This is a genomic window from Haliscomenobacter sp., from assembly GCF_965225875.1.
Classification (GTDB): Bacteria; Bacteroidota; Bacteroidia; order Chitinophagales; family Saprospiraceae; genus Haliscomenobacter.
This window is the reverse complement of record NZ_CBDDBS010000003.1, coordinates 1,681,687-1,702,007: the sequence shown is the minus strand read 5'-3', so window position 1 is coordinate 1,702,007 and position 20,321 is coordinate 1,681,687. Positions and strand designations below refer to the sequence as shown.

17 protein-coding genes are annotated in these 20,321 nt (G+C 46.0%); 6 read left to right on the top strand and 11 right to left on the bottom strand.

Going from position 1 to position 20,321, the window contains the following annotated elements:
* Positions 1-16 precede the first annotated feature (16 nt).
* Positions 17-829 carry an SDR family oxidoreductase gene (locus ACO08K_RS27160; protein WP_421799641.1) on the bottom strand — a complete coding sequence of 271 codons (813 nt, stop codon included), beginning with the start codon at positions 827-829 and terminating at the stop codon, positions 17-19.
* A gap of 137 nt (positions 830-966) precedes the next feature.
* A complete protein-coding gene (locus ACO08K_RS27155; RefSeq protein WP_421799640.1) occupies positions 967-2,301 on the bottom strand; it encodes a Gfo/Idh/MocA family protein in 1,335 nt (444 codons plus the stop codon).
* Between the two features lie 208 nt (positions 2,302-2,509).
* Here ACO08K_RS27155 and ACO08K_RS27150 point away from each other — a divergent pair, with 208 nt between their 5' ends.
* Genes ACO08K_RS27150 through ACO08K_RS27135 form a run of 4 tightly spaced genes read left to right on the top strand, consistent with a single transcriptional unit; the run spans position 2,510 to position 6,276 of the window.
* A complete protein-coding gene (locus tag ACO08K_RS27150; protein WP_421799639.1) occupies positions 2,510-3,376 on the top strand; it encodes a UbiA family prenyltransferase in 867 nt (288 codons plus the stop codon).
* A 6-nt stretch (positions 3,377-3,382) separates the two neighbouring features.
* Positions 3,383-4,471 (top strand): type III polyketide synthase, encoded by a 1,089-nt coding sequence (locus ACO08K_RS27145; RefSeq protein WP_421799638.1) that lies wholly within the window; start codon positions 3,383-3,385, stop codon positions 4,469-4,471.
* Positions 4,464-5,159 (top strand): methyltransferase domain-containing protein, encoded by a 696-nt coding sequence (locus ACO08K_RS27140; protein WP_421799637.1) that lies wholly within the window; start codon positions 4,464-4,466, stop codon positions 5,157-5,159. The genes ACO08K_RS27145 and ACO08K_RS27140 overlap by 8 nt, the downstream gene beginning before the upstream one ends.
* Positions 5,143-6,276, top strand: a complete 1,134-nt coding sequence (locus tag ACO08K_RS27135) for an NAD(P)/FAD-dependent oxidoreductase (protein WP_421799636.1) — start codon at positions 5,143-5,145, stop codon at positions 6,274-6,276. The genes ACO08K_RS27140 and ACO08K_RS27135 overlap by 17 nt, the downstream gene beginning before the upstream one ends.
* A 197-nt stretch (positions 6,277-6,473) precedes the next feature.
* On the opposite strand, the gene ACO08K_RS27130 is transcribed toward ACO08K_RS27135, so the two are convergent.
* On the bottom strand, positions 6,474-8,192 hold the full coding sequence (locus ACO08K_RS27130) for a RagB/SusD family nutrient uptake outer membrane protein (RefSeq protein WP_421799635.1): 1,719 nt from the start codon (positions 8,190-8,192) through the stop codon (positions 6,474-6,476).
* Positions 8,193-8,225: 33 nt separating this feature from the next.
* Entirely contained in the window at positions 8,226-11,201 is a 2,976-nt protein-coding gene (locus tag ACO08K_RS27125) for a SusC/RagA family TonB-linked outer membrane protein (protein ID WP_421799634.1), read from the bottom strand.
* A gap of 184 nt (positions 11,202-11,385) precedes the next feature.
* Here ACO08K_RS27125 and ACO08K_RS27120 point away from each other — a divergent pair, with 184 nt between their 5' ends.
* The gene (locus tag ACO08K_RS27120) at positions 11,386-12,249 is read left to right on the top strand and encodes an AraC family transcriptional regulator (RefSeq protein WP_421799633.1); all 864 of its coding nucleotides are present in this window, start codon (positions 11,386-11,388) and stop codon (positions 12,247-12,249) included.
* Between the two features lie 9 nt (positions 12,250-12,258).
* Here the strand turns inward: ACO08K_RS27120 and ACO08K_RS27115 are convergent, their stop codons facing one another.
* Both ACO08K_RS27115 and ACO08K_RS27110 read right to left on the bottom strand, forming a co-directional pair.
* Complete coding sequence (locus ACO08K_RS27115; RefSeq protein WP_421799632.1) at positions 12,259-12,426, bottom strand: hypothetical protein; 168 nt, start codon at positions 12,424-12,426, stop codon at positions 12,259-12,261.
* A gap of 288 nt (positions 12,427-12,714) precedes the next feature.
* Positions 12,715-13,554 carry a menaquinone biosynthesis family protein gene (locus ACO08K_RS27110; RefSeq protein WP_421799631.1) on the bottom strand — a complete coding sequence of 280 codons (840 nt, stop codon included), beginning with the start codon at positions 13,552-13,554 and terminating at the stop codon, positions 12,715-12,717.
* Between the two features lie 11 nt (positions 13,555-13,565).
* Between ACO08K_RS27110 and ACO08K_RS27105 the strand changes: the two genes are divergently transcribed.
* Positions 13,566-14,258: an RluA family pseudouridine synthase gene (locus tag ACO08K_RS27105; protein ID WP_421799630.1), complete on the top strand. Its 693-nt coding sequence runs from the start codon at positions 13,566-13,568 to the stop codon at positions 14,256-14,258.
* A gap of 114 nt (positions 14,259-14,372) precedes the next feature.
* Here ACO08K_RS27105 and ACO08K_RS27100 read toward each other — a convergent pair whose 3' ends face one another.
* The 5 genes from ACO08K_RS27100 to trxB form a co-directional block, all read right to left on the bottom strand.
* Complete coding sequence (locus tag ACO08K_RS27100; protein WP_421799629.1) at positions 14,373-15,353, bottom strand: CobW family GTP-binding protein; 981 nt, start codon at positions 15,351-15,353, stop codon at positions 14,373-14,375.
* Between the two features lie 127 nt (positions 15,354-15,480).
* Positions 15,481-16,878, bottom strand: a complete 1,398-nt coding sequence (gene lpdA / locus ACO08K_RS27095; protein ID WP_421799628.1) for a dihydrolipoyl dehydrogenase — start codon at positions 16,876-16,878, stop codon at positions 15,481-15,483.
* Positions 16,879-17,486: 608 nt separating this feature from the next.
* The gene (locus ACO08K_RS27090) at positions 17,487-17,990 is read right to left on the bottom strand and encodes a hypothetical protein (protein ID WP_421799627.1); all 504 of its coding nucleotides are present in this window, start codon (positions 17,988-17,990) and stop codon (positions 17,487-17,489) included.
* 94 nt (positions 17,991-18,084) lie between these two features.
* Positions 18,085-19,164: a class II fructose-bisphosphate aldolase gene (fbaA, locus tag ACO08K_RS27085; RefSeq protein WP_421799626.1), complete on the bottom strand. Its 1,080-nt coding sequence runs from the start codon at positions 19,162-19,164 to the stop codon at positions 18,085-18,087.
* 140 nt (positions 19,165-19,304) lie between these two features.
* Entirely contained in the window at positions 19,305-20,249 is a 945-nt protein-coding gene (gene trxB / locus ACO08K_RS27080; protein ID WP_421799625.1) for a thioredoxin-disulfide reductase, read from the bottom strand.
* Positions 20,250-20,321: the final 72 nt, after the last annotated feature.

The window sequence follows — 20,321 nt, the reverse complement described above, 5'->3', positions numbered from 1 at the left end:
GTAATTTTAAAGGCTTTTATACACCACTAAAAGCCAAAAATCCACCATCTACATTAATTGTTGTTCCGGTAACAAAAGAGGAGGCATCGCTCAACAACCAAACGAGCGCGCCAATGAGTTCATCCGGGTCTCCCAAGCGTTTGAAAGGGGTGTTTTGCACAATCAACTCACCACGAGAGGTAAAACTGCCATCAGGATTGGTCAATAAACTGCGGTTTTGTTCAGTGAGGAAAAAACCAGGCACCAGGGCATTCATGCGCACTTTGTCCCCATAGCGATTGGCCATTTCGAGTGCGAACCAGCGGGTGTAACTGTCAATCGCCGATTTTCCCATGCTGTAGCCCAGCACTCGTGTAATGGCAGAAGTGGAGGATACCGAAGAAATATTGACAATACTGCCCCCGTTTTCGGCAATCGTGCGACCAAAAACCTGGGTAGGCATTAGTGTACCGTACAAGTTAAGGTCCATTACCTTGCGCATGCCCTCCATATTCAGGTCGAAAATATCTCCTCCGGGGGGGACAACGCCTTCAGGCATGTTGCCACCGGCCCCATTTACCAGGCCATCGATGCGGCCAAAAGCTTCCAGCATTTTTTCCTTGGCTGCATTGAGTTGTGCTTCTTGCATAACATCGGCAATCAGCGCAATGGCTTTTCCGCCCGCTTGGTTGATTGCTGCTGCTCTAGCCTGTGCTACCTCTTCATTTCTGCCTAAAATACCTATGGCTCCGCCTGCGGCGGCAATGCCTTTGATAAATGAGCCTCCCAAAATACCAGTACCTCCTGTAACAATTACGGCTTTACCTTGTAGTGAAAACTGTGCATTCATAAATGTTTGTTGCTTATAGTTTGAATCGGACCAATTTTTAATTGATGCCAAAAGAAAAGGGCAAGGTATATAATCTGTACACCCTGCCCAATTCAATGACAAAAAATATTTCTTCGGTGGCTGAGCGAAGTCGAAGCCTAGTACTTAAATACTTTCCCTCCAGCCAGCACTTCCTGCTTTTTGGCATCAAAGGTAACCCTTTCGCCAGTGCGCCAGGCAGCGTTGGACATGATCGTGGCAATTGAGTGCTGATAACCAGCTTCAATCGGTGCATTGGGCTCCTTGCGGCTCCGTACACATTCCATCCAGTTTTTGATGTGGTTGAAAGTTAAGGTATCGCCACCTGTATTGGCATCTGTTTCAACCTTGATGCCTTCCAGTTTCAGCGGCTGCAAAAGGTTCGCTTTCAATCCCATCGCGGCGGCCTCCCGCTCGCGCAAACCACCAGTAGCCGAAATTTCATTGGTATCCAAATTGATCATACCACCATTAGAGTAGTACAATTCTTTGGTATCTCCAGCCGCGTTTGAAAAACGTGAAGTGAATTGGACCTGGAAACCAGTAGTTGGGTCATTGATGGGACCGTAGTCAAACACCACAGTAAGGGTATCCGCGTTTTTACGGCCATCTTTCCACTGGTAAATTCCACCGTTTGCAACTACACTACGTGGATGCGGCAAACCACTAAACCAGTGAACAGTGTCGATCTGGTGGCTCATCCATTGGCCAGGGATTCCGGAAGAATAAGGCCAAAACAAACGATATTCCAAATATTTGCGTGGGTCAAAAGCTTCAAAAGGACGGTTCATCAAATACCGCTTCCAATCCACGTCAGATTCTTTGAGGTTTTTGACCAATTCAGGCCGGCGCCAGCGCCCGGGTTGATTGACGTTCCACATCAGTTCGACCATCACAATGGGGCCAAATTTACCCGACTTGATGTAATCCGCTGCAGCGTGATAATTGGAACCGCTACGGCGTTGAGAACCGATTTGAACAATTTTTTTGGAATCCCGTACAGCTTTGAGTACTGCCCGGTTGTCCTCCATGGTTTCCGCCAGGGGCTTTTCTGAATAGGTATCACAACCCGCTTTTACTGCTTCGATGGTATGTAGCGCGTGTTGAAAATCGGCAGTGCTGATAAAAACTGCATCCACCATTTTGGAAGCATACAGTTCTTCATTGTTGTTAAAAACCTTTACGTCACTGCCCAATTGTTTGTCTATAAAGGCTTTTCCCTCTTCCCGGCGGCGATTCCAGATATCGGACAAGGCTACCATTTCGAAGTTCATCTCTTTCATCAAAGCTTTGAAAGGAGGGACGTGAGAAGACCTGAAACGATCCGAAAAGCCAACACAACCCACTCGAACCCGGTCGTTGGAGCCTAGTATCCTGGCGTAGCTCTTGGCCGAAATTCCAACCGTAGCACCAGCCATAGCTGATTTGATGATAAATTCTCTGCGTGATGCCATATTTGACAAGTTGAATGTTTGAAAAAGTTTGATAGTTAAAAGACGGTTGAAATGAGATTTACCCGCAACAGAAAGCCTGTTTTTCTTGTAAAAGTACAACTTAAAGTGGATTTCCATGTTACCGTTGAAGTACTCTCCTTGGAAAATCGAGCATCACTCTAGAAAAACATCCTTTTTTAGCTATAATCCACCTTTTCAAACGAAAAAGATGATAGATAGAGACACCCTCAAATTGTTAAGGATTCCTTTTTCCCTTTTGCTCATGCCCGTTTTTATTTTGGCATTGAGCCAAATCCGCAGCAATTTCTCGTGGACGGATGTATTGTATCCCTTTTTGATCCTCCATTTTTTGATTTACCCCGCCAGCAATGGATACAATAGTTATGTCGACAAAGATCAGGACAGTATTGGCGGTTTGGAAAAACCACCCATGCCCACCATCCGCTTGTTTTATGTCACCTTGATCATGGATATTGTTGCTATCCTTCTCTCCATGTGGTTGGTAAATATTGGCTTTGCTTTGTGCTTGCTGATCTGTGTCGCAGCATCAAGAGCATATAGTGCAAGACAAATTCGCTTGAAAAAATATCCCTTTACCGGTTTTTTGGTTGTGGCTCTTTTTCAGGGGGGCTTCACTTATTACCTGTCTCATGTGGGGATTACCAAAGAGTTTTTGGAGCTGAATGCAAGCAATCTTTGGGTGATGGCGGCCTGTTCGTTTCAAATCGCCGGGGTTTACCCCCTTACCCAGATTTATCAACACAAACAGGATTTGGATGACGGCGTGGTTACCATTAGTTACAAATTGGGCTATCGTGGCACGTTTGTTTTTTCGGCCATCATGTTTGGCATCTGTAATCTTTGCTATTTTATCTATTTCAGCAACATCAATCAAATCGCCAGTTTTTACATCATTCAAGCCTTCTTCCTACCGATTGCGGTCTTCTTTGGGTATTGGTTTAGCCAAGTCATTAAAGATACACGCAACGCAGATTTCAAAAACACCATGCGGATGAACGTCCTTGCGGCAGTTTCGATGAACATCTGCTTTATTGTTTTATGCTTGAAAAATTAACTTCCTATGAGTTACATCGTTAACATAGCCACTGCGGTACCCGATTATGGATATGAGCAGCATGTGCTCACCCAATTTTACAGTAACTCGATTGATGATTTGAGTGTAAAAAGGAAAGTCAAAATTCTCGCCGACAAATCGGGAACTTCCACCCGTTATTCGGTGCTGGAGGATTACGGATTGCCTGCAGAACAATTCACTTTTTTTCCCAAAAACACCCAACTCATTCCTTCGCCCGGGCTTACCCAAAGGATGGATCGCTTTAAAAAAGAAGCCTTGCCACTTTCACTGAAGGCCATTCAGAACTTGCCGGATTTTGCCAGCATCAAAAGCAGCATCACGCACCTTATTACCGTAACCTGCACGGGCTTGTCGGCGCCAGGTTTGGACATTGAATTGATGCAAGCTCTTGCCTTGCCGCCAACCACGCACCGCAGCAGTGTCAATTTTTTGGGTTGTAATGCGGCCATCATCGCCCTCAAACAAGCTGATGGGATCTGCAAAAGCCAGCCCGATGCCAAAGTTTTGGTGGTCTGTACTGAGTTGTGCACTTTGCATTTTCAAACCATTTACAACCAGGATTATCTGCTCTGCAATGTCCTTTTTGGCGATGGTAGCGCAGCTGTGTTGCTGAGCAGCCAGCCCGCAGAAGAGGAACAAAGCCGGAATGTAAAAATAACCAGCTTCGATTCATTTTGTATTCCCGATAGCCGCAAGGAAATGGCTTGGCAACTTTCTGAAACGGGGTTCATCATGAACTTGACTTCTTATGTCGGCGATTTGATCAAAAACAACATCAAAGGCATGTTGGACAATGTGGGCATCAACCCAGCGTCCATCGACCATTGGGCCGTGCATCCAGGGGGGAAAAAAATTGTGGACAGCTTTGGAGAAGCGCTGGGGCTCTCGGCTGCCGACTTGTCCGCATCTTATCAGGTACTCAAAGATTATGGCAATATGTCGTCGCCTACCGTATTGTTTGTACTGAAAAATATCCTGGATAAGCTCGGCCCTATTGCCGATGGCAAAAATATTTTTGCCGCCGCTTTTGGACCAGGCCTGACGGTTGAAACCATGCAATTGTGCCATGCTTGAACAACGTAGCCTAGAAAAAGAACTCTTGGATGCCGAGGACATCCCGACTGCGGACTTGTACCAAAACCTGAAGGAATTGGACCGGATTAATGCCTTGTTGGGGGGGTACGACATCACATTTTCGGCATTAAAAAATGTGATCCAGCCCGAAAAAGCCTACACCCTCATTGATATTGGTTGTGGCGGCGGGGATACCCTTAAACGCATTCAGCAATGGCAGCTGCGCAAAAGATTGAAACTAAAACTTATTGGTATTGACCTGAAACCGGTTTGTATCGAATACGCAAGCCGGCACAAACCTCGCCCCGATATCCAGTTTATTTGTGATGATTACCGAAACATGTTCCAACACGTTCCTCAGGTTGACATCATTCACGCTTGTTTGTTCTGTCATCACCTGGACGAACGGCAATTGATTGAACTCATTCAATTCGCTTTGGACAAAAACAAGGTGTTAATCATCAATGATTTGGAGCGAAACGGCTTTGCCTATTGGTCCATCAAAATACTAACTGCCCTTTTTTCAAAATCGTACTTGGTTAAAAACGATGCGCCGCTGTCCGTGGCGCGTGGGTTTGTGAAAAAAGAGTGGTTGGACATCATCAGAAAAGCTGGAGCCAAACATTTCTCCGTCAAAAACAAATGGGCCTTTCGCCACGAAGTCATCATCTATGGAAGTGGACAATAAAATTTACTCTTGCGCCATCATTGGTGGCGGTTTAGGCGGCTTGTGTCTGGCGATTCAACTGGCCCGGCAAGGTATGGAGGTGGTCTTGTTTGAAAAAAATACTTACCCGCAGCACAAGGTTTGTGGGGAGTACATCTCGATGGAAAGCTGGGACTTTTTACAAGACTTGGGCATGCCGCTGAACGATCTTGGTTTGCCTCGACTCACCCAATTGGGCATCTCTGCGGAGGGGGGCTTTATGCTCAACAGCCCCTTGTCTTTGGGTGGTTTTGGCATCAGCAGGTTCACCCTGGATCATCAATTGTGCCAGATTGCGCGCAAGTGGGGCGTCACTGTTTTAGAAAATTGTAAGGTTTTGGATGCCCAACATGCGGATGCTCCCGTGGCGGAAATCACCACTACAATGGGCAAATACCAGGCGAATTTGTTGTGCGGGAGTTTTGGGAAATACGCCCCATCGTTTGCTAAATCGCCAGATAAAATTGCCAATCATTTGCCCAATTACATTGCCGTTAAGTACCATATTGAAACTGACCTTACTCCCGACCGGATAGAATTGCACAATTTTCAGGATGGCTATTGTGGGGTTTCAAAAGTAGATGGGAACCGATACTGTCTGTGTTATCTGTCCAAGTCCAGCAATTTGCAGCGCAATGGCAACGACCTTAAATCCATGGAAGAAGCGGTTTTGTACAAAAACCCGTTCCTCAAAAAATACTTTACGCAGTCCAGTTTTTTATTCGACAAACCCTTGGTGATCAGCAATGTCTATTTTCATCCCAAGGATACCTATCTCAATGGCATGTTGATGCTTGGTGATGCGGCGGGTGCCATTACTCCACTTTGTGGCAATGGCATGAGTATGGCCATGCGAGCGTCGAAAATTCTGGCCGACCTAATGCCGTCATATGTGGAAGGAAAGATCAACAAAACGGAGTTGGTAAAGCAGTACACAAGTGCCTGGAAAGCCAATTTCAGCACACGGATATGGGCAGGGCAGCACTTACAACATTTGTTTGGCAAAAAAGTCAGTACCCAACTGGCGCTCAAGACGCTCTATTACGCTCCGGCATTGACCAGGAAGTTGATTGGTTTGACGCACGGTATGCCCTTCTAGCGTTTTACGCTGTTTACAGCATCACCACTTGCATAAAAAAAACCTACCCCAAAACCTTTGCAAACTCTGCTAGGTTTTGGAATAGGTTCTGTTTTTAAAAGTAGTAGTAGTAGGAACAACTGCAGCAAGCGCCAACCACAGCGGCTTGGGAAAACCTGCACCGCTGTGGTTATGCACTCATTATGAAAAGAAACTAATTAATAACCTGGATTCTGAGGGAAGCTAGCTGCTCCACCCGCAGTACGGTCGATCTGATCCTGTGGAATTGGACGCAAAACGTGGAAATCCTTGATGTTTGGTGCAGCATCCACGTTGTAAGTTCTCACCCGTTGTACCAGGTTGCCCCAACGCTTCAGGTCAAACCAACGGAACATTTCGCCAGCCAATTCACGCTCTCTTTCCTCCATGATGAAATCCATAGTAGCTTGAGCTTCGGTGATTTCCATCGCAGCTTGTTTGCCTGGCCATGCGGCACGGCGGCGGACTGCGTTGATGAATGGAACGGCTTCAGCAGCCTTGTTTTGCTTGATTAAAGCTTCAGCGGCAATCAGGTAAGTTTCAGCCAAACGGAACATGAAGAAGTCGCGGCTACCTGGCTCATACGTACGGTCTGGACGAGTTTGGTCCATGTGTTTGATCAGGGTAGGGAAGAGGTTGGCTTTGTACAAGCTAGGTACCAAAACCTGATACTTGCGCTTGGCGCGTTCTTCCAAGGACATTTCGTAACCAGGGATGAACATGGTGGTATCCCCAGATGCAAAAGTCAAAGACTTTTTCGAAGTGTCAAAAACGTTGGTGAATGTACCTGGGCGATTGCACAACCAGGTATCGCGGAAAGTCTTCTTGTAACGAGAATCGTTGACCCGGTCTTCAAATTTGAATACCACATTCAACATGTAATCGGTTGGACGGAAACGTTTGAATGGACGGCCATAAAATACATCGCGTTGCATTCCTGCCTGGGTATCGTATTCCATCCCGAAGTACAAGTGACCATTGTTGCCATTACCACTTTGGTCGCTACCAATACCGCTGCCTATGTTGTTGGTACCTACTGTTTGACCAATATTGGTCAGCGGGTCAGCAGAGTACTGGCAGGCCATGATTACTTCACTATTTACCTCGGCACCACCTTGTTCCCACAGTTTGGCAAAATCTGGCACGAGGCTGTAGCTGTAGTTTTTGATCACGTTCTGAGCATAAGTAGCCGCCTTGGCAAAATCGTCAGCTGCTTTGGCTTCAGATGTAGCTTTGGTCAAATAAACCCTAGCCAGTAGGTGCTCACACGCTCCTTTGGTCACGCGACCATACTGAGCCTGGCTTACGGGCAAGTCTGCTAGTGCAGATTCCAGGTCAGCTACAATGGCTTTGTAGATTTCAGGTACAGGAGTACGTGACGCAGTTTTTTGAACCTCTTTGTTTTCCTTCAAGGTAAGGTGTACTGGACCAAACATTTGCACCAACAAAAAGTAGTCGTGGGCGCGCAAAAACTTGGTTTCTGCAACCCGAACTTTTTGAACAGCAGGATCCAAACCTGTGATGCTGACACCTGCACGGTCAATCACTGCGTTGGCCGTGTTGATGGCCCGATAAAAGAAGTTCCACACGTCACGGGTAGGGGTCAAGCGGCTATCCATTTGTGAGGTGTATTGGTTCACAAACTTGAAGCTACCATCCGCACCCATGGTATAGGTATCGGTACCAAAAACTGTGAGGGTAAAAGCTGCCTCGCGGCCATACCAGTCGCGCAAAGTTGAATAAGTTGCTTCTACCGCATCTTCAAAACCAGCCCTGGAGTCGAGGTACAAACCACTGACCTGGCTCACTGGAACTTCGGTCAAAAGATCTTCACAAGCAGGTGTAGACAACAACACCGCTGCAAAGGCTATAAATTTAATAACATGCACTTTTTTCATGTTATGACTATTTTATTTGAATGAGTGATTTTATTAAAACTTCGCGTTGATACCAAAGGTAATCTGGCGTACGGAAGGAGTTTGGTTTTCGTTAACCGTACCATCCGTTTCGTTGTCGATACCTTTGTACTTCTGACGGTATTCAGACCAGATGTATGGGTTCTGGATACTGGTAAAGATGCGCAAACCTGCGATCTTTTTGGTCGGTACATTGTAACCGAAGTTGATGTTGCGCAATTTAACAAAAGTACCGCTGAAGTAAGTCAAAGTAGACTGGTATACCGGGAATTCCTGGTTCTGGTTTGGACGTGGGAATTCATTGGTTGGGTTGTTGGGCGTCCAGTAATCTACGTCCAAGTTGTTGTAACGACCGGCCAGAGAGTTGAAAGAAGAGTGGAAACCACTTTGGAACATGCTACCAATCCGGGCGAAGAAGAAGAAGGACAAGTCAAATCCTTTGTATTCAAAACGGTTGGTGATACCTCCACTCCATTTTGGAACCTGAGAACCAAGAATCGTACGGTCTGATGCATCGTGTTTGCCGTCGCCGTTTACGTCTTCAACCTTGATTTCTCCTGGCTTGCGCTGGTATTTGGTGGCCAAATCCAGTTCGCTGGTTTGCCAGATGCCGATTTTTTTGAAATCGAAATAAGCAGTCAAAGGTTGGCCAATGAAACGGGCGTTACCGATGTCATCCACCTTACCGTTGAACAGCTCCAGGATGGCTTCTTTGTTGTGGGTAAATTGCAGGTCGGTGCTCCAACGGAAGTCACCTTTGTCGATGTTAACAGTAGATAAGGTCACTTCCAAACCTTTGTTGCGGGTACGACCTACGTTGCGCAATACACTGGAGAAACCACTGGTCAGCGGCAATTGGTCGTTCAACAATAGATCGCGGGTATCCGCTTGATACACTTCGATGTTACCATAAACCCGGCCAGCCCAAAGCGAGAAGTCCAAACCGATGTTGGCGGTAGAAGTAGATTCCCATTTCAGGTCAGGGTTACCCAATACGTTTGGACGGTAGCCATATGCTCCGGTAGTTCCGAACAAATAAGTAGTCCGGCTCAGAGAAGTTTGGGTTTGGTATGGGTTGATCGCCGTGTTACCAATTGATCCGTAGCTGGCGCGCAGTTTCAATTGCTCCAACCACTTGGAACCTTTCAGGAATCCTTCCTCACTGATGTTCCAGCCAATGGCTGCAGAAGGGAAGAAACCGTATTTGGTGTTGGCACCGAAACGGGAAGAACCATCATAACGACCAGTCAAGGTCAACAAGTATTTGCCTTGGAAATCGTAATTGATACGACCCATGTAAGAGTTCAGCGCCCATTGGGTGATCCCGGTACCTGGGTTGTTAATAATAGAAGCTTGCCCCAGTGCATAGAACTGTTGAGTTTCAACCGGAATACCATCTACACTGATGCTGGCGGTTTCAAAGTCATCCTTTTGCAATGATTGCATGGCGGTGATGTTCAGGTTGTTGGCCCCAAAGCTCTTGCCATAAGTCAGAATGTTCTCCAAAGTATAGTTGAAAGAATAGCTATAGTTGGTGTTAGCAACGGCCTGACCTGCCCGGCGAGCGTTGGTCAAACTTCCGATAAAACGACCATTTCTATTATTGGTAAAGTCTGGGCCAAAATTGACGCGGTATTTCAAACCCTCCAGAATCTCCCATTCTCCGTACAAGCTGGTAAACATCCGAGTACGTTTGGTCAAATCAATTTGTGCACCAGGAATAACCTCAGCAATCGGGTTGGTCCGCAAACCATCAGAAGTAGGCAAAAAGATCAGGTTGCCATTGTCATCGTAGGGTTTACCCAGCGGGTTTTCCTGCAAGGCACCACCATAGGGGTTGAAGTTTTCCCCGTTGCGCTCGCTGTAAACCAGCAGGGTAGAAGTACCTATTTTGATGTTTTGGGAAATTTGGTGATCAAGGTTCAATCGGAAAGTGTAACGGGTAAAATCCTGATTGTAAATGATCCCTTTGTCGTTGAAGTAGTTGGCGGAAATGTTAAACAGTGTTTTTTTGTCACCACCCGATACGCCCAATTGATGGCTTTGAATGGTTCCCTGACGCAGCAAATAATCCTGGTAATCGGTGGTACGGTTTTTGGCAATACCATCCAATTCAATGGGTTCAAACAATTTGGCGTCAGCATCCGCTGTAGCAGGCCCAGCAGGATAAGTGCCAATCGCCCGGCGAGATTCACGCTTGTATTCGGCAAATTGTGGTCCATCCATTACATCAATGCGGCCCAAGGCGTCGGAGATACCGTAATAAGTGTCAAAACTTACGACTGATTTACCACTCTTTCCTCGTTTGGTCGTTACCAAAACTACCCCGTTAGAACCTCTGGAACCATAGATGGCTGTTGCAGAGGCATCTTTCAGTACTTCCATTGATTGGATGTCCTGTGGGTTGATGTCGTCGATACCCCCAGCAAGTGGGATACCGTCTACTACGTACAATGGATCGTTGGAAGCCTGGATGGAACGACGTCCGCGAATCCGAACCGTTGGGCCGGAACCAGGGCGGCTACCTGCCTGCACTACGTCTACCCCTGCTGCGCGACCTTGTAGGGCCTGACGAGCATTGGTAATCGGCAATTCAGTGATCTGCTTGGCGCTAATTGAAGAAATGGCCCCGGTCAATTGACTTTTGCGTTGGGTACCATAACCAACCACCACCGTTTCGGCTAATTCTGATACGTTTTCTTCCAGAGTAATGTCGACCACTGTTCTGGTGCCCACCGTTTCTTCCTTGGTGTTGTAACCAGTGTAACTGATCACCAAAACAGACTCGTTGCTCACCGCTAAGGCAAATGCACCGTCGGCATCGGTGACAGTACCTGTAGTAGTTCCCTTCACCGCAATCGAGGCGCCAATCAGGCCATCTCCATTGGTGTCGGTAATTTTTCCCGTAATTTGACGGGTTTGGGCAAATGCGAATTGACAGCTCAGCAAAAGTGTCAAAACTAGCATCATTCCGTGTAATGGACTTTTCATGCTGCTAAATGTTGTTTGTTTAAAATAAAATTCTAAAAATTTAATGAGTGCGGTACAAATGTCGGAATTTGCAAGTAGAAGGAATACTGATATTTTGTTGATTTCTGATACTTTTATGCTCATAATTGGAGGTGTTCTGGAAAAAATCCATTATTTTTAGTGTAAAATTCGCGACATTTAAACCATGAAGCCGCAATTATTAAAAATCACACCGCCGCCCAACTCGTCCTTTAATTTTTTTGCTCAGGACGCCGCTTTTTTTGCTACCCCCTGGCATTATCACCCCGAATACGAGATTGTTTTGGTTTTGGAAAGCACGGGTAAGAAATTTGTTGGGAGTAATATTTCCCACTTTAAACCTGGAGACTTGTGTATGATTGGAGCTTATTTACCCCATTACTACCGCAATGATGAGCAGTTTTATGCCAAAGACAGCAACGTGCGGGCAAGGTCTTTGGTGATTCATTTTTTGGAAGACTTTATGGGCGGGAATTTTTTTGACTTGCCGGAGTGTCAGGCGATCAAAAATTTGCTGGAACGCTCGAAGCTTGGGTTGAATTTTGGCCCCGAAACTGTAAAAAAAGTGGCTACCAAAATTGAAGGACTTCAATTCCTTACGGGCATCAACCGCTTATTGGAATTGATTGCAGTATTGGCGATATTGAGTGAAAGTGAAGACATCCAGGAATTGACCACGAACTCCATGTCTTTACAAAATGAAGTAGATTCAGCCAGAATCAATGGAGTATTGTCCTACATTGTCCAGAATTACCAACAAGAAATCCAGTTGAGCGATGTAGCCAGGTTGGCCAACATGAGTGAATCTGCCTTTAGTCGGTATTTCAAAAAAAGGACGCGGCGCACCTTTTCTCAGTTCATTACCGAGATTCGGATAGAGCATGCATGTAAATTGCTTGTTCAGGATAAAATGAGCATCTCTGCTATTTCCCTGGAAAGTGGATTTAACAACCTATCCAATTTTAACCGACAGTTCAAACTGCTCAAAAAGACAACCCCGCTAGCTTATCGCAGTACCTTTAACGGGTAAAACCGGGCCTTATTCTGTACTGGTGTTGTCCTCGGGCTTCTCCTTGTCTCCATTGGCTTTTTTGCCTTTTTTCTCCTTCTTTTGAGTAGTAGAATTCTTGTTTTCTCCTGGTTTTTCTTCCAGTGAATTGAACAAGCCATCCCAAACCAAACCCTGCAAACGTTTCTTGTCACTCATCTCTTCTCCTGTTTTTTTATCCTTTTTCATAGGTACAATGAACAATTAGGTCGTTAAACACCAATGGGTGCTTACGACGCAACGTAAACGACATGGATTAGATCATCAAGGTTCACATTGACTAATCACAGTGTTTCTAAGGGAAGTTATACGAGGGGAAATAAGAGATGTATTACAGTGGAAGGAATCAACTAAACTGAAGCGAATATACCAGAATCTACCAACAAATGAAAATATGTTTATAGATTCTTTGGATTTTTATAGAGTAACTATGTTGTTTTATGAAAATTAGGCAGTAAAAGATAGAAAAATTGCTTGTTTTTGAGTCGGGATGATTTTTTTCTCCTCCGCAACCTTGAACAAATGTTCAACAGCAGCACGGCCCTGCGCACCTAAATCGGCTGAAAAATGATTCACATAGAGGTCGATGTGTTGGCGGCGGACAGCAGGATCCATTTCCTGAGCATGTTGGGCAATGAAGCTTTCAGAAGCGGCAGGATTGTCCCAGGCGTATTCAACACTTCGCCGGATGATGCGATTCACTTTGTGGATGATGGACTCTGGCAAGCTTCGTTTGATGACGATTCCTCCCAAGGGAATTGGCATGCCTGTACTTTGCTCCCAATATTCACCCAAATCAATCAGTTTCACCAGGCCTTTATCCATGTAGGTGAAACGATTCTCATGAATGATCAAACCTGCATCAACGACACCATTTATTACAGCTGTTTCAATCTCAGAAAATAGCATTTCCACTTTTTGGGTAGCAGCAGGGAAGGCCAGGCTAAGTAAAAAATTGGCGGTGGTCAATTTCCCGGGTATGGCAATTTTTAGATTGGGAATATGCTCATGAGGAATCGAGGACTTGCCAATCAGCAGTGGCCCACAGTTGTTGCCTAAGGCACTACCTGCATCCAAGAGGATGTATTTTTCTGTCAAATGGGCATAGGCATGGTAACTGAGTTTGGTGATGTCTAAATCGGCAAGCCCTGCGCGGCGGTTCAATTCTTCTACATCGCCCAAAAAAAGCTCGAATTCGAGCCCCTCGGTATCAATTCTACCATGAATCATGGCATCAAAAATAAAAGTGTCGTTAGGACAGGGAGAAAAGCCAAGCGTTAATTTCATAACTTTGCGGTATGAACTTACAAGTAATCTACGAAGATAATCATCTCATCGCGGTAAACAAGCCCGCGGGCATTCTGGTTCAAGGTGACGAAACCGAAGATACTCCCTTGGTGGACTATGTAAAAGACTACATCAAATTCCGGTACAAAAAACCTGGTGATGTGTTTTTGGGCGTAGTACACCGCTTGGACCGCCCAGTGAGTGGAGCCGTTATTTTTGCCCGGACAAGCAAGGCGCTGATCCGCATGAACGAACTGTTTAAAGAGCGGAAGGTAGAAAAACGCTATTGGGCCATTACCGAAAATCGGCCTTTTCCGGAATATGGCCATCTGACTCATTACATCCTTAAAGACCAGGAACGCAATGTTTCGAAGGCTTTGGATCAGTTAAGCAATCGCTCGAAGGATGCCAAGAAGTCGGATCTTGACTACGAATTGATCGGCAATTTGGAAGCGCGATACCTCTTATTGGTCAAACCAATTACGGGACGCCCTCACCAAATCAGGGTACAATTGTCCAAAATTGGTTGCCCTATTGTGGGCGATGTGAAATATGGCTACAGCCAGGCCAATCAGGATGGCAGCATTTATTTGCACTGCCGTTCAATGTCTTTTCTGCATCCTGTAAAGCAGGAGCCAGTGACCATCACTGCGGATGCTCCGAATGAGCGGATGTGGAATCAGATGAGTGCGCTGGGGGAGTAAAAAGGGAAGAGTTGAGAAGTTGAGAGGTTTAGAAGTTGAGGCTGCCGCAGAGACTTGGACAACACCAGTGTCAAAATCGCTGCGGCAGCCTCAACTTCTAAACTCCTCAACTCCTCAACCTTTCTGTAGACAACTCCGCAATGCCTTCTCCAACGCCTCCCGCTTCAATCCCTTCCCAATAATCACAATCCGGGACAGGCGCGGTTCATCTTCGGGCCAATCTCCTGCGCGGGTAAAGGCCGATTGAGTGCGCACAGATTGAAAAACCATTTTAGATACTTCCTTTCCCACATTCAAAATCCCTTTGATGCGATAGATGTTTTTACCCTGAATCATCAACAAGACCTTGCTCCAATGGATAAAAGCAAGCAGATCAAAAGCTGGTTCGAAGGTGAAACTATGTGCAGTGACGTCGGAATGATGGTGATGATGACCATGCTCATGCCCATGTGAATGACTATCTGGTACCACAGTTTTGATGCGTTGTTCCAATGGCCCAGTTTCGTAGGCATGCAAGGATAAAAGAGCTGCCTTGGTATGACCATAATTGGCCAGACTGATATCCGCCAAGGGGTTCATTTCCCTCAAATTGGATTGGAGGGCTTCAAGGTAATGGGGCTGTACATCGTCAGATTTATTGATGACAATGTGATCGGCAAAGGTGATTTGTTTGACTGCCTCTTCCCGTTCAGCCAGGGTTTCCTGTACACTAACTGCATCAACCAGACAAATGGTGCCGTCCAATTGAAAAGCAGATTGGATACCCGGATCACTCACAAAAGCGGCTGCTACGGCATCGGGTTCGGCCATGCCAGTGGTTTCGATGATCAGATGGTCAAAACTTTTTCCGGAATCGAGTAGTTTTTCCAGCGTTTCAACCAATTCGCCATTGAGGGAGCAACAAATACAGCCGTTGGCCAATTCGAAAATAGCATCACTGGCACCAATCACCAGATCACCATCGATAGGCACTTCACCAAATTCGTTTTCAATGATGGCGAATTTTTTCTCCGGGTAATTGGCAATGAGTTGGTTGAGCAGGCTGGTTTTGCCAGCTCCGAGGAAACCGGTGAGGATGGTTACGGGGATGGGCATGGGCGGTTGTTGGGGCAACCCTTTGTGGTTGCCCTTTTGGGATAACGGGGCGACCGCGAGGGGCGGCAATGTTCCTATTGGATTACGTGGATGGCAGGGGCGACCGCGAGGGTCGCCCCTACGAATTTTATATGTGAATCACCTCACCATACGCCGCTGCGGCCGCTTCCATCAGCGCTTCGCTCATGGTAGGGTGGGGGTGAACGGTTTTGATGATTTCATGGCCGGTTGTTTCCAATTTACGGGTAGCCACTACCTCGGCAATCATTTCGGTCACATTTTGGCCGATCATGTGAGCGCCCAGGAATTCTCCATATTTGGCGTCAAAAATGACTTTTACAAAGCCGGTTTTGTCGCCTGCTGCACTGGCTTTACCCGAAGCGCTAAAGGGGAATTTGCCCACTTTGAGCTCGTAACCTTTATCTTTGGCTTGTTGTTCGGTAAGTCCAACCGAAGCGATTTCAGGCACACAATAGGTGCAAGATGGAATGTTGTTGTAATCGAGTGGTTCTGGATGGTGTCCGGTGATGTTTTCCACACAAATGATGCCCTCTGCGCTGGCAACGTGAGCTAGTGCAGCGGTTGGAATAACATCTCCAATGGCATAAATACCTGGCACATTGGTGTGGTAAAATTCATCCACCAAGATCATTCCGCGATCTGTCTTGATGCCCAGGGCTTCCAGTCCGATGTTTTCGGTATTGGCAGCTACTCCTGCTGCGGACAGGACGATGTCACATTTGATTTCTTCTACGTTCCCAGTTTTGCGGTCTTTTACTTTAACCACGCAGCCTTTGCCAGAAGTATCTACACTTTCCACGGCAGAGTTGCCCATTACCCGGATGCCTTTTTTGCTGTAAATTTTGCCCAATTCTTTAGAAATATCGGCATCCTCACGTGGCAACAATCCTTGCTCCATAAACTCTACTATCGTGACTTCAGTACCAATAGCGGCGTACACATAAGCAAATTCCACCCCGATGGCGCCAGCTCCGATGACAACCATACTTTTGGGTTGTTTTTCCAGGACCATTGCTTTACGGTAGTCGATTACTTTTTCACCGTCGATGGGTACGTTGGGCAAACCTTTGGCCCGACCACCAGTGGCGATGATGATGTGCGTTGCACTGTACTTGGTTTTGGCTCCCTGGGCGTCGGTTACCTCTACTTGTTTGTCAGTAGTCAAAACGCCATTTCCGTTGATGACGGTAATTTTATTTTTTTTCATCAGGAAATTGACACCCTTGCTCATGCCATCGGCTACCCCACGGCTACGCTTTACGATGCTTTCCCAATCTGCTTTGGCACTGCCAACCTTGATACCATAATCTTCAGCATGCTGAATGTATTCAAAAACCTGAGCACTTTTGATGAGTGCTTTGGTGGGAATGCAACCCCAGTTGAGGCAAATTCCGCCCAATGATTCACGTTCGACCACAGCCACTTTCAAACCCAATTGAGACGCACGAATGGCGGCAACATAACCACCGGGACCGCTGCCTATAACGATAAGATCAAAATTCATGATGACAGGTTGAATTAATGTAAAGTAGAGTTTGTTGAGCGCATAGGGTCACTTCGACCGTTTCGCCCCGCGAAGATAGATACTTACCCTTATATACAAAACAAAAACTCCGCTGACCTGGTTGGGTAGCGGAGCGAATTTACTAACTTACTGATACTTAATATGGTGGCATAACAGCGTCATCCTGGATAGGCGACGGTTATGGGAGCCTCGTGCGACAAAGTGATTATTCAGTAGGATGATCAGGGAAATTCCCAGCGATAGGCCAGTTGCGCAACGAAAATGATGATCGTTGACTCAGATAGGACACTATGAGGATGCTAGGTGTTGTTGAATAATGCATTTCCCGACGATTCGCTTAATCAAATGTGTAGATAAGCCTGGATAAAAACTTCCTCAAAATTAGGAAATGCCATGAGTGAAGTCAAGTTTTTCCAAGTGCAAATTTGTCAGTTCAGATTTTGCTGAAGCTGTCATTCTTTTGCTTAAGAATTTGATGAGTAATTGATTATGAATATGGTTTATTTTTAAAAACAGAAAAATGATATTGATTTTTATTGCAACTAACTGATTGTGAGTATTTTGATTTTTTCGACGAACGAAAAAAGCTAAGTTGGGTAGTTGGAAAGGGTAATGATTAGAAAAACCCTGTCATTGCTGGTGATGCGGTCGATTTTGGTGTAAAAACCTCCTTCCAGTGCCTTGGTTTCGGCAAGCCGGATGTCATCTTTTTGTGCCCGGATCATCATGACCCAATTGCTCAATGGCATGAGTTGAGGATCCAAAACTGCCAAAGCTGCCAAATTTAAAATGGCTTGATCGGTCCAAAAGGCAGCATCGTCTTGACTGGGTTTTTCTTTTAGTTCAAAACGAAATTCCTGGCGGATTTTTTCACAACCACTTTGCAAAATTGTCAGGGTTTTTCCATTGACAAATCTGACGAATTCTTCACTTTCAATTCCACTGACTGTAAACTTGTGCTCTGCCACGCCACGCATGCCTTCCCGCATCATTGCTTGCGGTTTGGTTTGGCAATCCGATTCCTTATTACCGTTATTTTGGCAGGCACTCAGCGCGAGGAGGAGGAGGAAGAGGGTGGTGAGTCGAAGCATAGGAAATGATGAGTGATGGATGATAAATGATAAATGATGAATTGATCCAAATTCCTGTACCAATTCATCATTTATCACTTATCATTCATCACTATTAAACGTTGCGGTTGATACAATTCAAATCCTCAAATGCCACTTTCAGGCGTGAGATGAGGCTTTTTTCACCTTCCCGCAGCCATACCCGTGGATCGTAGAATTTTTTATTCGGTTTGTCGTCTCCTTCTGGGTTGCCGATTTGGCCTTGGAGGTAACCTTCATTTTTTACGTAATAATCCTTAACGCCGGCCCAGTATGCCCATTGAATATCAGTGTCGATGTTCATTTTGATGGCACCGTATTCAATTGCCTCGCGAATTTCTTCACGAGAAGAACCAGAACCGCCGTGGAATACAAAGTTAACGGGTGTGTCGCCACTCAAGTTGTGTTTGGCTTTGATGAAATCCTGAGAGTTTTTCAGGATTTTTGGTGTCAGTTGTACGTTACCGGGTTTGTATACTCCGTGTACGTTTCCGAAAGCTGCCGCAATCGTGAAATTTGGACTAACTGCTTTGAGGTGTTGGTAGGCGTAGTCAACTTCTTCTGGCTGGGTGTACAACTTTGAGTTGTCCACATCCGAGTTGTCTACTCCGTCTTCTTCACCACCGGTTACACCCAATTCAATTTCCAGGGTCATGCCCATTTTGGCCATGCGTTTGAAGTATTCCACGCAGATTTCGATGTTCTCGTGCAGTGGCTCTTCCGACAAGTCGAGCATATGAGAGCTGTACAATGGCTGACCAGTGGCGGCGAAATGTTTTTCACTGGCGTCCAGCAGGCCGTCAACCCAAGGCAAAATGTTTTTAGCACAGTGGTCCGTGTGTAAAATCACAGGGATACCGTAAGCTTCGGCAACTTGGTGAACGTGCATCGCTCCAGAGATCCCACCAATGATGGACGCCTTTTGGCCAGAATTACTCAAGCCTTTTCCTGCAAAAAAAGAAGCACCACCATTGGAAAACTGAATGATTACCGGAGAATTTACCTCCCGAGCAGTTTCCAAAACGGCGTTGACAGAGTTGGTACCAATTACATTGACGGCTGGCAATGCAAAGTTGTTCTCATTGGCATAATTCAGCAACTCGGTTACTTCTTCTCCAAAGAGTACCCCAGCGCGAAAACGGGTAGCTGTTGACATGTTTAAAGTGTTTGTGTGTTTTGGTTGAGTTGAGGAGTTGAGGAGTTGAGAAGTTGAGGCTACCGCGAATTATTTTGACAAGGACTATGTCAACACCACTTGCGATAGCCTAAACTTCTCAACCTCTCAACTTCTCAACTTTAAATCACTCCCTTGGCGGCCAAATAACGCTCTGCATCCAATGCAGCCATACACCCGGTTCCAGCAGCAGTTACAGCTTGGCGGTAGATGTTGTCTTGGGCGTCGCCACTGGCGAAAACTCCTTCTATATTGGTTAGGGTACGACCTGGTACGGTTTTGAGGTAACCAGTTTCATCCATGTCCAACCAACCTTTGAATATATCGGTGTTGGGTTGGTGGCCAATGGCTACAAAAAATCCTTTAACAGGAATTACGGTTGTTTCACCGGTTTTATTGTTGAGCAGTTTTACGCCCTCTACTTCGTTCTCGCCGAGGACTTCCTGCGTTTCAGAGTTCCAATGTATAACGATATTCTCAGCATTTAAAACTCTTTCCTGCATAATTTTAGAAGCACGCAGTTGGTCACGGCGCACGATCAGGTGTACTTTAGGGCAAAGTTTGGCCAAATAAGTGGCTTCCTCCGCAGCAGTATCACCACCACCTACCACGGCAACTTCTTGTCCGCGGAAGAAAAAGCCATCACATACCGCGCAAGCAGAAACACCTTTGCTCCAGAATTTTTTCTCAGATTCCAGTCCCAGCCATTTGGCGCTGGCACCGGTGGCAATGATAACTGCATCGGCATGGATTTCCTGCTCACTTTCTGTCCACATTTTGTGTACAGAGCCGCTAAAATCTACCTTGGTGATCATTTCGTAACGGATTTGGGTACCAAAGCGCTCGGCTTGTTTGCGGAAATCTTCCATCATTTCTGGGCCCATGATGCCACTTGGATATCCGGGGTAGTTCTCCACATCATTGGTGATCATCAACTGGCCACCGGGGTCTTTACCGGTGAAAAGTACAGGGTTCATGTTGGCTCTGGCCGCATAAACGGCGGCGGTATATCCGGCAGGTCCGGAACCGATGATGACGCAGTGCAGGTGTTCTGCTGTGTTTGCCATTTTTAACTGTTTTTATATCCTTAGATATGCTCTTTGCGGAATTGTGCGCAAATTTAATCAAGCTACGCATAT

Coding starts and splice junctions, on each gene's coding strand:
- ACO08K_RS27110 (WP_421799631.1), bottom strand. CDS start 13,554: ATGAAATTAACGCTTGGCTTTTCTCCCTGTCCTAACGACACTTTTATT.
- trxB (WP_421799625.1), bottom strand. CDS start 20,249: ATGGCAAACACAGCAGAACACCTGCACTGCGTCATCATCGGTTCCGGA.
- ACO08K_RS27155 (WP_421799640.1), bottom strand. CDS start 2,301: ATGGCATCACGCAGAGAATTTATCATCAAATCAGCTATGGCTGGTGCT.
- ACO08K_RS27090 (WP_421799627.1), bottom strand. CDS start 17,990: ATGCTTCGACTCACCACCCTCTTCCTCCTCCTCCTCGCGCTGAGTGCC.
- ACO08K_RS27145 (WP_421799638.1), top strand. CDS start 3,383: ATGAGTTACATCGTTAACATAGCCACTGCGGTACCCGATTATGGATAT.
- lpdA (WP_421799628.1), bottom strand. CDS start 16,878: ATGAATTTTGATCTTATCGTTATAGGCAGCGGTCCCGGTGGTTATGTT.
- ACO08K_RS27105 (WP_421799630.1), top strand. CDS start 13,566: ATGAACTTACAAGTAATCTACGAAGATAATCATCTCATCGCGGTAAAC.
- ACO08K_RS27115 (WP_421799632.1), bottom strand. CDS start 12,426: ATGAGTGACAAGAAACGTTTGCAGGGTTTGGTTTGGGATGGCTTGTTC.
- ACO08K_RS27150 (WP_421799639.1), top strand. CDS start 2,510: ATGATAGATAGAGACACCCTCAAATTGTTAAGGATTCCTTTTTCCCTT.
- ACO08K_RS27100 (WP_421799629.1), bottom strand. CDS start 15,353: ATGCCCATCCCCGTAACCATCCTCACCGGTTTCCTCGGAGCTGGCAAA.
- ACO08K_RS27120 (WP_421799633.1), top strand. CDS start 11,386: ATGAAGCCGCAATTATTAAAAATCACACCGCCGCCCAACTCGTCCTTT.
- ACO08K_RS27125 (WP_421799634.1), bottom strand. CDS start 11,201: ATGAAAAGTCCATTACACGGAATGATGCTAGTTTTGACACTTTTGCTG.
- ACO08K_RS27130 (WP_421799635.1), bottom strand. CDS start 8,192: ATGAAAAAAGTGCATGTTATTAAATTTATAGCCTTTGCAGCGGTGTTG.
- ACO08K_RS27160 (WP_421799641.1), bottom strand. CDS start 829: ATGAATGCACAGTTTTCACTACAAGGTAAAGCCGTAATTGTTACAGGA.
- fbaA (WP_421799626.1), bottom strand. CDS start 19,164: ATGTCAACAGCTACCCGTTTTCGCGCTGGGGTACTCTTTGGAGAAGAA.
- ACO08K_RS27135 (WP_421799636.1), top strand. CDS start 5,143: ATGGAAGTGGACAATAAAATTTACTCTTGCGCCATCATTGGTGGCGGT.
- ACO08K_RS27140 (WP_421799637.1), top strand. CDS start 4,464: ATGCTTGAACAACGTAGCCTAGAAAAAGAACTCTTGGATGCCGAGGAC.